11 protein-coding genes are annotated in these 12,243 nt (G+C 67.2%); 6 read left to right on the top strand and 5 right to left on the bottom strand.

Annotation, left to right across the window (positions count from 1 at the left end; genetic code table 11):
- The first annotated feature begins 198 nt into the window (after positions 1-198).
- The 4 genes from ACUYM2_RS14725 to ACUYM2_RS14710 are packed head-to-tail and all read left to right on the top strand — an operon-like array spanning position 199 to position 3,692.
- On the top strand, positions 199-1,185 hold the full coding sequence (locus ACUYM2_RS14725; protein ID WP_481600715.1) for an ABC transporter substrate-binding protein: 987 nt from the start codon (positions 199-201) through the stop codon (positions 1,183-1,185).
- 5 nt (positions 1,186-1,190) lie between these two features.
- A complete protein-coding gene (locus tag ACUYM2_RS14720; RefSeq protein WP_481600714.1) occupies positions 1,191-2,036 on the top strand; it encodes an ABC transporter permease in 846 nt (281 codons plus the stop codon).
- On the top strand, positions 2,033-2,806 hold the full coding sequence (locus ACUYM2_RS14715; RefSeq protein WP_481600713.1) for an ABC transporter permease: 774 nt from the start codon (positions 2,033-2,035) through the stop codon (positions 2,804-2,806). The genes ACUYM2_RS14720 and ACUYM2_RS14715 overlap by 4 nt, the downstream gene beginning before the upstream one ends.
- The gene (locus tag ACUYM2_RS14710; RefSeq protein WP_481600712.1) at positions 2,796-3,692 is read left to right on the top strand and encodes an ABC transporter ATP-binding protein; all 897 of its coding nucleotides are present in this window, start codon (positions 2,796-2,798) and stop codon (positions 3,690-3,692) included. The genes ACUYM2_RS14715 and ACUYM2_RS14710 overlap by 11 nt, the downstream gene beginning before the upstream one ends.
- A 151-nt stretch (positions 3,693-3,843) precedes the next feature.
- Here the strand turns inward: ACUYM2_RS14710 and ACUYM2_RS14705 are convergent, their stop codons facing one another.
- The 4 genes from ACUYM2_RS14705 to ACUYM2_RS14690 form a co-directional block, all read right to left on the bottom strand.
- A complete protein-coding gene (locus ACUYM2_RS14705; protein WP_481600711.1) occupies positions 3,844-5,853 on the bottom strand; it encodes a DUF6541 family protein in 2,010 nt (669 codons plus the stop codon).
- Positions 5,854-5,860: 7 nt separating this feature from the next.
- Positions 5,861-7,063 (bottom strand): polysaccharide pyruvyl transferase family protein, encoded by a 1,203-nt coding sequence (locus tag ACUYM2_RS14700; RefSeq protein ID WP_481600710.1) that lies wholly within the window; start codon positions 7,061-7,063, stop codon positions 5,861-5,863.
- 92 nt (positions 7,064-7,155) lie between these two features.
- Positions 7,156-8,667: a catalase gene (locus ACUYM2_RS14695; RefSeq protein WP_481600709.1), complete on the bottom strand. Its 1,512-nt coding sequence runs from the start codon at positions 8,665-8,667 to the stop codon at positions 7,156-7,158.
- A 23-nt stretch (positions 8,668-8,690) separates the two neighbouring features.
- Positions 8,691-9,155: a Fur family transcriptional regulator gene (locus ACUYM2_RS14690; RefSeq protein WP_481600708.1), complete on the bottom strand. Its 465-nt coding sequence runs from the start codon at positions 9,153-9,155 to the stop codon at positions 8,691-8,693.
- Positions 9,156-9,364: 209 nt separating this feature from the next.
- On the opposite strand from ACUYM2_RS14690, the gene ACUYM2_RS14685 reads away from it, so the two are divergent.
- Both ACUYM2_RS14685 and htpX read left to right on the top strand, forming a co-directional pair.
- Positions 9,365-10,636, top strand: a complete 1,272-nt coding sequence (locus tag ACUYM2_RS14685; RefSeq protein WP_481600707.1) for an MFS transporter — start codon at positions 9,365-9,367, stop codon at positions 10,634-10,636.
- Positions 10,637-10,703: 67 nt separating this feature from the next.
- On the top strand, positions 10,704-11,573 hold the full coding sequence (htpX, locus tag ACUYM2_RS14680; protein WP_481600706.1) for a zinc metalloprotease HtpX: 870 nt from the start codon (positions 10,704-10,706) through the stop codon (positions 11,571-11,573).
- On the opposite strand, the gene ACUYM2_RS14675 is transcribed toward htpX, so the two are convergent.
- A complete protein-coding gene (locus tag ACUYM2_RS14675; protein ID WP_481600705.1) occupies positions 11,570-12,061 on the bottom strand; it encodes a YajQ family cyclic di-GMP-binding protein in 492 nt (163 codons plus the stop codon). The genes htpX and ACUYM2_RS14675 overlap by 4 nt on opposite strands.
- Between the last annotated feature and the right edge of the window lie 182 nt (positions 12,062-12,243).

Here is a 12,243-nt window from a genome sequence, read left to right as displayed (position 1 = left end):
TCGCCGGGAGCGGCATGGTTGCTCCCGATTTCCCCCACGCCGCAGACCTCGGACATCACTTATCCGTAACAATGCGCCCCATGTGGTCGGCATCACAGTATGGTGGAGATAGTCGTGATTTTGAACGTTTGTTCGAGAAGCGAACAAGAGGCCGGGGGCTTGTCATTCCCGCGGCCAAATGCGCACATAGGAGTGAACATGAAACGTCGTATTGTTACCGTGCTGGCGGCCGCCTCGGTCCTCGCACTCTCGGCCTGCGGCAGCGGATCGCCGAGTTCCACCGGCGGGGGCAGCGCATCCGGCGGCGCAACGGGCGGCGGAGACCTCACCAAGGTCAGCGTCGGCGTCATTCCGATCGTGGACTGCGCCCCCATCTACCTGGGCAGCAAGCAGGGCTTCTTCAAGGACGAAGGAATTCAGCTGGACATCCAGACCGCCAGCGGCGGAGCGGCGATCGTTCCCGGAGTGGTGAGCGGCAGCTTCGACTTCGCCTTCTCCAACCTGATCTCGGTCATGGTGGCGAAGGACAAGGGCCTTGACTTGAAATTCGTCGCGAACGGCGCCTCAACCACCGGCGAGAAGGGCAAGGACATCGGCGGCGTCGTCGTTCCCGCGGGCTCCGCGATCAGTTCCCCGAAGGACCTCGCCGGAAAGACCGTTTCGGTGAACAACCTCTCCAATATCGGTGACACCACCATCAAGTCGGTTGTCGAAAAGGCCGGCGGCGACGCCTCGAGCGTGAAGTTTGTGGAGGTGGCTTTCCCGGACGCTCCGGCAGCCCTGGCCAAGAAGCAGGTGGACGCGGCCTGGATCCTGGAGCCGTTCCTGTCCAAGGCCGTCGCGGAGGGCGGCAAGATCATCTCCTCGAACTTCGTGGACATGAGCCCTGAGCTGGACATCGCCGGCTACTTCACCAAAGCGGAGACGATCAAGGACAAGGCGGAGCTGACCCAGAAGTTCACCCGGGCCATGAACAAGTCCCTCGAATACGCCCAGACCCACCCGCAGGAAGTCCGCGACATCGTCGGCACCTACACCAAGATCGATGAAGCCACGCGCGCCAAGATGGTCCTGCCGCGGTACCGGGTGGAGTTCAACAAGGACGCCTTCAAGACTCTCGGCGACGCCGCCGCCAAGTACGGCACGCTGAGCAAGGCTCCGAACGCCGGCGACCTCCTCCCGTGAGTTCCGTGAGTTCCGCCGACGCTCTGGCGTCCGGCGGTTCCGCCCCCGGCGGGGGACGGAGCCGCCGGACCGGCCACAAACTTCCCGCGAAGCAGCTGCTCGGTGTGGTTGGGATTCTTGGGTTCCTCGGCACCTGGGAACTCATTCCCCGGCTGGGCATCATCGACGAACGCTACCTGCCGCCGGCCAGTGAGGTCATCGCCGCCCTGGCCCAAGACTTCAGCTTGACCGCATTCTGGGTGTCGGTCGGTGAGACCATGAAAGCCTGGTTCCTGGGCCTCGTCATCGCAATCGTCCTGGCCGTGGTAGTGGGCTTCATCATCGGCTCCAGCGCATTCCTGCGGAAGGCGACCAACTCCACTGTGGAGTTCCTGCGCCCCATCCCGTCGGTGGCGCTCATCCCGCTGGCGGTGCTGCTCTTCGGCGTGAAGATCGAATCCTCGCTCATGCTGATCACCTATGCCGCCTTCTGGCAGGTCCTCATCCAGGTCCTCTACGGCGTGGCCGACGTCGACATGGTCGCCAGCAACACCGCGAGGACCTATGGGCTGGGGTGGATGGCGCGGATCCGTTATGTCGTGTTCCCCAGCGCACTGCCCTACTTGATGACCGGCGTGCGGCTCGCAGCAACGGTGGCGCTGGTCCTGGCCATCACGGCGGAACTCGTGATCGGCTCGCCGGGGCTGGGCCGTGAAATCGCCCTCGCACAATCCGGCGGCGCCATCTCCGGTATGTACGCCTTGGTGCTCGCAACCGGCCTGATTGGCGTGCTGATCAACGTCCTGATGCGCTTCATCGAAAAAAAGACCCTGTCCTGGCATTCCTCGGTCCGTTCTGAGGTGATCGTATGAAAGCACTGAAAACGGCGGCCTACGTGCTGGCGCTGCCGGCGTTGCTGGTCCTGGCCTGGTGGGTCTCGACCCTCGGAACGGTCAATTTCTTCGTCCCCACCCCGGCCGCCCTGGTCAACAAGTTCGGCGAAGTCTGGTTCGGCCCCCGCTTCTTCTCGGATGTGCTGCCCAGCATCGCCCGGCTCCTGATCGGCGTCGTCGCCGCGATCGCCATCGGCGTCGTGGGCGGGGTGCTGATCGGCTCAGTCAAATGGCTCCGCGCGTTGCTCGAACCCACGCTCGAATTCTTCCGCGCTATCCCGCCGCCGGTCCTGGTCCCGGTCCTGATCCTGCTGATGGGCATCACCGACTCCATGAAGATTGCGGTCATCATCTCCGGCTGTGTCTGGCCGGTGCTGCTGAACACCATTGAAGGCGTCCGCGCAGTGGATGGGGTCCTCTCGGATTCGGCCCATACCTACGGCATCGATGGCTGGGCCCGGGTGCGTTACCTGGTGCTGCCGTCGGCCAGCCCGCAGATCCTCGCCGGCGTACGCCAGTCGCTGTCGCTCGGGTTGATCCTGATGGTCATTTCCGAAATGTTTGCCTCGTCCTCGGGGCTTGGCTTCACCATCGTCCAGTTCCAGCGTTCGTTCGCCATCCCGGAAATGTGGTCCGGCATTGTGGTGCTCGGCCTGCTGGGCGTGGCGATGTCGTTCATCTTCCAGTGGGCCGAGCGGAACATCCTGCGTTGGTACCACGGCCAGAAAGAGGTAGAAAATGCAGCCTGACCCCACTCGCCCGGCGCCGGAGGCGATGCTCTCCGTCCGCGGCCTGAAGAAGGTCTACCAGACCGACGGCGGCGACATCGAGGCGGTACGCAACCTCACCTTCGATCTTCGGTCCGGCGAACTCGCCTGCCTCGTCGGCCCCTCCGGCTCAGGTAAAACCACACTGCTGAAGTGCATCTCGGGCCTGATGGCGCCTACCGAGGGCGAAGTGCTCCTCGACGGCAAGCAGGTGTCCGGTCCGCCGAAGAAGATGGCCGTGGTGTTCCAGGAATACGGCCGCTCGCTGTTCCCCTGGATGCGGGTCCGGGACAACGTGGAGCTGCCGCTGAAGAACCAGGGCGTGCCCAAGGCTGAACGCGACCGGCTTGTCGACGAGGCCCTCGAAGCGGTGGGCCTTGCCCACGTGCCGCGCTCCTACCCCTGGCAGCTCTCCGGCGGCATGCAGCAGCGCGTGGCGATCGCCCGCGCGATCGCCTACCAGCCCGAGGTCCTGCTGATGGACGAACCGTTCGCGGCCGTGGACGCCCAGACCCGGGCGGACCTTGAGGACCTGATCCGGACGGTGTGGAAGAAGCTGGGCGTGACCGTGCTTTTCGTGACCCACGACATCGACGAATCGGTTTACCTCGGCGAACGCGTCATCATTCTCTCCAGCTCTCCGACGGTGGTGCAGGAGGACATCGTGATCGACCTGCCGGCCGAGCGCGACCAGCTGGAGACACGCTCGCTGCCGCGCTTCACGGAGCTACGCCACCACGTCTACGAGCAGATCCAGCTGGCCAAGAAGGGGCACCGGCCCGCGGCGGCCGTCACGCCGTCGGCGGCTTCCGCAGCAACGCCGACGCCGGCTGGCCCGACGGCGGCCTCCGGCACCGGCGGCGCTTAGCCGCCCGGCCGGCCGGGCTTACGCTACAGAACGGGATTTCCGCTGCGGAAGCGGACCAGTGCTCCCCCGATCCGGGGTGCACTGGTCCGCAAACGGCGCGGGTGTCCGGAAGCGCCGCGGAAATGTACCCGGCGGCGGCCTCAGGGCCCGGCTAGCCGCAGGCCGTGATCCTGTACAGGGTGCGGCCATCCGCGGAGGCGACTTTTTCGAAGCCGCGGCCGGTGGGCACATTGTAGAAACCGGGCCACCGCTGCAGGCTCACACTGCCGTGCGATCCACCCGGGGCGTCCTCGTAAAAGTGCGTGGCGCCGACCGTACGCAGCGCCGCGCAGACCGACTTGTCCGTCGCCAGCCGGTTGAACCCGGTGCGGAGCAGTTCCTTGGCGGCACTCCCGGCCGTCGGGGCGCCCAACTGCGTGTACACCACGTGCCGCCCGGTGAGAGCGTAGAAATACGTCTCGCCGTTGAACGGGTCCCCGATCACCACCGCGTCGGCGGGCAGCACCGCACCGGCGCGCAGGATGAATTCCTGTTCGCCCCTCGAGAGGACCCCGGTGCCGGGCCGTGCTGAGACCTCGTAGTTCTGCGCTGCCACTGCCACCCGGTCCACGGACCGAAAGCCCCCGGAGGCCGCATACATTCCGTACATCACGACGGCGACGGACAGCCCGACGAGGACCGCCGGAAGAGGCCACCTGCCGCCGAGGCGGGCCGACGGCAGCCGCGCCGCCAGTGCACGGTGTGCGGCCCTCGCCAGCACCGCGATGGCCAGCGCCGCCAGCAGGCTGCCGGTCATGGCGATGAACGGGGCGATCCGCTGCGTGTCCTTGTACCAGAAACCGGTCAGCCACCGCAGCGCGTTCTCCGGTCCGGCGGCAAGCACGTAGAGCACGACGAAGGCCAGCCAGGCGACGGTCAGCGGCCTCGCGCCCCTGATGAAGACAGCCACGGCACCGCCGAGGATCACCAGAAGCCCCACCGCGAGGTTGAAATCGTTCGGGGCAGGCGGGGACAGGGCGGGAAACCTCGGGAGGTCGAAGAACGCAAGCAACAGGGAATCCGGGACTTGGGCCCGCACCGCCCGCGGGTAGGCCATCACGCCGGCGAGCAGCCGTGAATGAGCCAGTACGGCGTAGGCCGCGGCGGCAGCAGCAACCGCCGCAGCGACCGCCGCGACCGCGGTCCAGGGGCGGCGTCGTGCGCCCCGCAGCAGGGGAGGCAGGGTATGCGCTGCCAGGAAAGGCAGGGCGGCAACTGCGGTGGCAAAAACGGCACTCGGGTGCGCGGCAGCACAGCCGCCGAGGACAGCGGCAAGGACCACATACTCCCGCGCCGGCGTGCGGGCCCGCTCGACGGAGGTCAGGCGCCGCAGAACCAGGACGCTCAGGGCCAGGGCGGCCGGGACCAGGGCGGTGGCGAGCCCGTTGGGCCACTGGCCGCTGCGGAGGAGCTGGGAGTAAGGAAAGCTGACAAACGAGGCCGCGAAGAGCGGCGTCAGCGCCCACGCCACCGGGTGCCGCGGCAGGACCGCTGCGGCCAGGAACGTCAGGCCGATCGGCCAGATCATGCCACCGATGATGATCGAGGACAGGTTGGCCGTTGCCGCCACGCTGCCCGGGACCAGCGACACCACGCTGTGCCAGCCTGCGGGGTAATAGGTGCCGGAGCCGAAGATCGGAGCCACGCCCCACGGCGTGGCGCTGCCGGACTCCTGGATCCACCGCAGCACGTTCAAGTGGAAGATCGGATCCCAGCCCTGCGAAGCGGCGGCCGGGTCGCCGATGCCCCGGAGCAGCGCCAGGCAGGTCAGCCCGGAACCGATCAGCACGCCCGCGCCAACGGCCAGTTTCACCGGCAAGCTGACGCGGGCAGGCCACAGGCTTGAGTTCAGGCTGGAACGCCTTCCCACCAGCCAGGCGGCCAGGACCGGCGGCGCAGCACTGAGGGCGACCGTGGCCGGGGTCCACGGCACACCGATGGCCTCCGCCGCCATGCTTCCGGCCAGGAAGACCAGCAAGGTGACTGCCGGGCTGAGGGCAACGGCCGCGGGCCACCCTGGTTTCAGCGGCAGGAGCACCAGCAGTCCCGGGAGGAAGAACGTGCCGACAAGAAGAACTACGGTCAGGGCGTGCGGCAGCAGCCCGGGAAGCCAAGTCAGCATGGGTGTGTCAGCGCACTCCGGACCGGAGCTTGTTTTTCAGGGACACTGCCTTGGTTTTGTTGAAGAGCTTGGCGGCCCCGGCTGTCAGGGATCCGCCCGGGCCGGAGAACGCCGGGTAGAGCGTTTCGGCTTCGGTGCGTTTCTGTTCGAGGAGTGCGGGCAGTTTCGCCGCCAGCGGGCCGGGGTATTCGGGCATGGCAGGGCTATCCTCGCCGAGGGCCAGGGACCAGCCGCTCCCCAGGGCCGCGACGGATTCGTGTTTGACATCGTAGTAGCCCTTTTTCACGCCGACGGCGATGCCGCGGGCACCCGCGGCGGCGGCCAGCAGGTGCAGGTGGAAGCGGCTGGTGACCCAGGTCTGCTGCGCGGAAAGCGGCAGGCCTTCGGTCCATACGCGGTTGAACGGGATGAACCGGGCCTCGGGTATGCGGTCGGCGAGGCGTTCGTAGGCGGCGTGGTCGACGCCGGGGATCGCTTCGACGTAGTAGGCCTTGACTCCGCGGCGGCCGGCGAGTTCGACCTGGGCGCGGGCAAGCTCGACGGCGGCCTGGAAGCGCCCGGGATCGGCCATGTCGCTTTGGATGCAGACGTACAGCCCGGCCGGGGCGGTGTTGCGGCCGATTTCCCCGGCTATGCCGAGGAAAGCGTCGTCCAGGCCAAGGTCCAGGCCGTGGGCGGCGGCGCTGGGTTCGTCCCGGACCCTGGCGTGGTGGAATCCCTGGAAGAGGGGCGTTTGGGTGTCGGCCGGCTGTGCCGGCATCAGGCCCTGGCCGGTGGCGTAGAGCCGGGCGCCGGTGGCTTCGCTGACGGCGCGCATGCCCACAACGAGTCCGGCGTGGTGCGGCCAGGTGTCGTTGACATAGCCGCCGCCGATCAGGTGCAGCGACTCGGCCTCCCGCAGCTTGAGGATGCCCAGGTCGTAGGCGGGGGTGCCGAAGTTGGTGATGCGTTCGCGGATGTGTTTGGCTGCCGCGTCCGCGGGGAGGTCGGCGGTGTCGTTCACCAGGCGCCAGAGCGTGTTGGTGATCCGGAGCCGGGGGTGCAGGCCCTCGAACAGGACTTGGGCCATGCCCGGTTGGGGGCAGTCGAGCCAGACGTCGGCGTCGGGCCGGGCCGCGGCCAGGTGTTTGAGCCACGCGGCGGCAATAAACTCGTCGCCGAAGTTAGGGTGGCCGGAGGTGCCTACCAGATAAATGATTGCCGAATTCACTCAACAGACTATAGCGGCGCGCTCGCGCCGTGGGTGACAGAACACCCCGCCGCGGGCGATCGCGACGGGGTGTTCTTACGTGCAGGCGGAAATTAGCCGATCTTGTTGGCAGCCTCGGCGTCCGAGGTAACAACACCGGCAGCGGCGGCACCCAGGTTGGCGCGCAGCTTCGCGCCGAGCTCGGCATCGACGTTGGTCCAGTACTGAATGGCGCGTTCCTTGATGGCCGCGCTCTTCACGCCACTCACGGCGCCGGTGATGGTGTCCAGCAGGCGGGCTTTGGCGCCGTCGTCGAACACCTCTCGGTACAGCGTGCCGGCCTGGCCGAAGTCACCGTCCTCAGCGTGCAGGGAGTGCGCGGAGAGCGTCAGCTCGCCGTCGTTCTCCCAGCCGCCAGCCGGGCTCTGCGGCTCCACGGCAGCCGGGCCGCCGAAGGAGTTCGGGGCGTACACCGGGACCGACGGGGCGTTGAAGTGGTAGCGGCCCGCGCCGTCCTGGCTGTAGTTGTTGACCTGGCTCTTGGGAAGGTTCACCGGGAGCTGGGCGTGGTTGGTGCCCACGCGGTAACGGTGCGCGTCGGCGTAGGAGAAGATGCGGGCCTGCAGCATCTTGTCCGGCGAAGCGGCGATGCCGGGCACGAAGTTCGACGGCGCGAAGGTTGCCTGCTCGATCTGCGCGAAGTAGTTCTCCGGGTTCTTGTTCAGCTCCATGGTGCCGACCTTGATCAGCGGGTAGTCGCTGTGCGGCCACACCTTGGTGAGGTCGAACGGGTTGAAGCGGTAAGTCTTGGCGTCCTCGTACGGCATCACCTGGACGTGCAGGTCCCAGCTGGGGAAGTTGCCCGCCGCGATGTTCTCCGAGAGGTCGCGGATGTAGAAGTCCGCGTCCGAGCCGGCGAGGGCCTCGGCGTCGTCGCCGGTCATCGACTTGACGCCCTGGTTGGACTTGAAGTGGTACTTGACCCAGAAGCGCTCGCCCGCGGCGTTGATCCACTGGTAGGTGTGCGAGCCGTAGCCCTGCATTTCACGCCAGGAAGCCGGCAGGCCGCGGTCGCCCATCAGCCAGGTGACCTGGTGGGCGGACTCGGGGGAGAGGGTCCAGAAGTCCCACTGCATGTCCGCGTCGCGCAGGTGCGTGCCCGGCAGGCGCTTCTGCGAGTGGATGAAGTCAGGGAACTTGATGCCGTCGCGGATGAAGAACACCGGGGTGTTGTTGCCGACGAGGTCGTAGTTGCCCTCGGTGGTGTAGAACTTCACGGCAAAGCCGCGGGGGTCGCGCCAGGTGTCGGGGGAGCCTGCCTCGCCGGCGACGGAGGAGAAGCGGATGAGCATGTCCGTCTCGGTGCCGGGCTGGAAGAGGGCAGCCTTGGTGTAGCGGGAGACGTCCTCGGTGGTCGTGAAGGTACCAAACGCGCCGCCGCCCTTGGCGTGCACCACACGCTCCGGCACGCGCTCGCGGTTGAACTGGGCCAGCTTCTCGATCAGGTAGTGATCAGTCAGGATGATCGCGCCGTCAGCACCGACGGTCTGGGAATGGGCATCGGACGTGACGGGGGCGCCGGACTGTGTCGTGGACACTGCGGGCGCAGAGATGTTCTGAGTCATCGTTCTCCTATTTCTGTTTCTTGCTAGTTGCGGGTGGGAAGTTTTTGGTTGCGCTGGCACTCCTCGCACACGCCCTGGTACAGGACGTCGGCGATCTGGATGGTCATCGGCCTGGAACCGGCCTCCCAGTGCGGGGTCAGGCAGGGGGCGTGGCCGACCGCGCATTCGACGTCCTCGACGCGGCCGCAGCTGATGCAGACGGCGTGGTGGTGGTTGTCGCCGACCCTGGTCTCATACAGCGCGGGGGAGTGCGGCGGTTCGAAGCGCCGCAGCATCTGCAGCTCGGTCAGGTCACCCAGAACAACGTAGACGGACTGTGCGGTGAGGTCCGGCAGTTCCTCGCGGGCGGCGGCGAGGATAGCTTCGGCCGGCGAATGCGGATGGCGTTCGACGGCGGCCAGCACGGCCAGCCGCTGTTTGGTCACCCGGCGCCCGTGGGCACGCAGGGCGGCGGCCCATGCCTCGCTGCCGTCCACCAAATCCGTCATAGCCCCATTCAAGCACTTATTTTTAGCAGTTCACAATAAGGTCCCCCTTATGACCGACGCTCCCTCACTTTTGGCGGCAATTCCCAGGACGCCCCCTCTCGTCGGGCGAGACGCTTACTGCCGCCACCCAAAAGGTGCGGGAGGGTTGGGGTCTGGGCGGCAGGAGGTGAGGGAGGGCGTGGGCACTTGCGCCCCATTAGAGTTGCCGGGTGGGGAAATTCTTGGCGGACATTACGCCGTTACGCGAAAGTCCGGCCTTCCGCCGCCTCTGGCTGGGATCCGCCGCCTCGGCGCTGGGCAGCCAGCTCACCCTAGTGGCCGTAAGCCTTGAGGTCTACCGGCTCACCCAGGACAGCCTGTATGTGGGGCTGCTGAGCATCTTCGCCCTCGTCCCGCTGGTGTTCGGCGGGCTGCTGGGCGGATCCATTGCCGATGCCCACGACCGCCGCAAGGTCGCGCTGGCCGCCTCCGCTGTGCTGTGGCTGACCACCGCGGGCCTGGCACTGCAGGCCTGGCTGCAGCTGGGGAACGTCTGGCTGCTCTACGTGCTCGTGGCGGTCCAAAGCGGTGCGCAGGCCATCAACCAGCCGGCGCGCAGCGCCATTATCCCGGTCCTGGTCCGCAAGGAACTGCTCCCCGCGGCCAACGCCCTGAGCATGATGAGCTTCGGACTGGCCATGACCGCCGGACCACTGCTGGCCGGCGTGCTGGTCGCCACGGTCGGCTTCGCCTGGACCTACACGATCGACGTTGCCAGCTTCGCATTCGTCGTCTGGGCCCTGCTGAAGCTGGCGCCGATGCCGCCGGGGCAGGAGTCGCACCGGGCCGGCCTGCGTTCCGTCGTGGAAGGCTTCCGCTTCCTCGGAACCCGTCCCAATCTGCGCATGACCTTCGTGATCGACCTCGTGGCGATGATCCTCGCGCAGCCGAGGGCGTTGCTGCCGGCCATCGGCGCGCTCATGATCGGCGGCGGCGAAGCCACGGTCGGCGTGCTGCTGGCCTCGACCGCCGTCGGCGCCTTCCTCGCCGGGCTCTTCTCCGGCCCGCTGGGAGCCGTCCGGGCCCAGGGCGCAGCCGTGGTCTGGTCTGTCATGGGCTGGGGGGCCTCGATCGCGGGTCTGGGCCTCGTCGTCGTGCTCGCCGGCCGGTCCGGCGCCGGGGGCGTGACGTTCTGGCTGGTGCCCGCTGCGGTCTGCTGCGCGCTCGCCGGGATCGCCGACTCGGTCAGTGCCGTCTTCCGCACCACCATCCTGCAGTCGGCCACCCCGGACCACCTGCGCGGCCGGCTGCAGGGCGTCTTTGTGGTGGTTGTGGCCGGCGGACCCCGGGTGGGGGACATGCTGGCGGGCGGCGCGACTAAGCTTGTCAGTGAAGGCTGGGTGCTGCTCGCAGGCGGGGTGTTCTGCGCGGTGGTGGCGTGGCTCGTGGCGCGCTGGGAGTCCGGGTTCCTGCAGTACGACGCGCGGAACCCGGTTCCGTAGCAGTTCGTTCCTTAAAGGGGAGATCTACCGGACACCCCGACGACGGCGGCACGGCTTGGGAGGATCAGTGCACAACCACCATAACGGCCTGAAAACGGCGGCCCTGTTTGGCGTTCTCTGGGCTGTGCTCCTGGGCCTCGGCGCGCTGATTGGATCCGGCATGCGCAGCCCGGCGCCCATCTGGATCATGGCGCTGATCGGCGTCGGCACCACCGCCTACGGCTACTGGAACAGCGACAAGATCGCGATCCGGTCCATGCAGGCGTATCCGGTGACGGAGGCCGAGGCGCCGCAGCTGCACCAGATAGTCCGGGAACTCTCGGCCCGCGCCAACCAGCCGATGCCGAGGATCTACATATCACCGACCATGGCGCCGAACGCCTTCGCCACCGGCCGGAACCCACAGAACGCGGCGGTCTGCTGCACGCGGGGCATCCTGCAGCTGCTCGACGCCCGCGAACTGCGCGGCGTTCTGGGCCACGAGTTGATGCACGTTTACAACCGGGACATCCTGACCTCATCGGTGGCAGCCGCCGTCGCCGGGGTCATCACCTCGGTAGGCCAGATGCTGCTGTTCTTTGGCGGCGGCGACCGCCGCAACGCCAACCCCCTGGCCCTGCTCGCGATGGCGCTGCTGGCGCCGTTTGCCGCGTCGCTGATCCAGATGGCCATCTCCCGCACGCGGGAGTACGACGCCGACGAGGACGGTTCGGCGCTGACCGGCGACCCGCTGGCGCTGGCTTCGGCCCTGCGCAAGATCGAGCAGGGTGTGCAGCTCGCGCCGTTGCCGCAGGACCAACGGCTGGTAAACGCCTCGCACCTGATGATCGCCAACCCGTTCCGGGGCGGCGGCATGGCGCGGATGTTTTCCACGCACCCGCCGATGAGCGAACGGATCGGCCGGCTGGAACGGATGGCCGGGCGGCCGCTGGGCTAGCTGCGGAAGTTGACGAACTGCAGGTCGGCCTCGTCGAAGCCCTTCAGCAGGTTCATCGTCTCCTGGAGGTCGTCGCGGGACTTGGACGTCACGCGCAGCTCGTCGCCCTGGATCTGGGACTTGACCGACTTGGGCCCCTCGTCGCGGATCAGCTTGTTGATCTTCTTCGCGAGGTCCTGCGCGATGCCCTCCTTGATGGTGGCCTCGAGGCGGAATTCCTTGCCTGAAGGGTAGGGCTCGCCGGTGTCCAGGGACTTCAGCGAGATGCCGCGGCGGATCAGCTTGGACTGCAGCACGTCAAGGACGGCCATCACCCGCTCCTCAGAGTTGGCCTTCATCAGGATCTTCTCGCCGCTGAAGTCGACCTCGGCGCCGACCCCCTTGAAGTCGTAACGCTGCGCCAGCTCCTTCTGCGCCTGGTTCAGCGCGTTGGCGACCTCCTGCTTGTCGACCTTGCTGACGACGTCGAATGTGGATTCGCCTGCCATGACTGTCCTCCTGATGGTTGTCCGGACGCCCGGGTGAAGGGCGGTGTTTTCTGCATTCCAGCCTAGTACGGATGGCCCGGATGTGAAGGTGCGCCGGGACCGACGGTCCTCACAGTCGGCTCAAAGCTGAACCCCGGGGGGAACGAAGCTTGGCCCGGCAGAGTTGGAGTCCTTGGAAGAGC

The organism is Arthrobacter sp. SD1074B (genome assembly GCF_056780195.1).
Note: the sequence above shows the minus strand (reverse complement) of the source record. Positions and strands in the feature narration are given on the sequence as shown.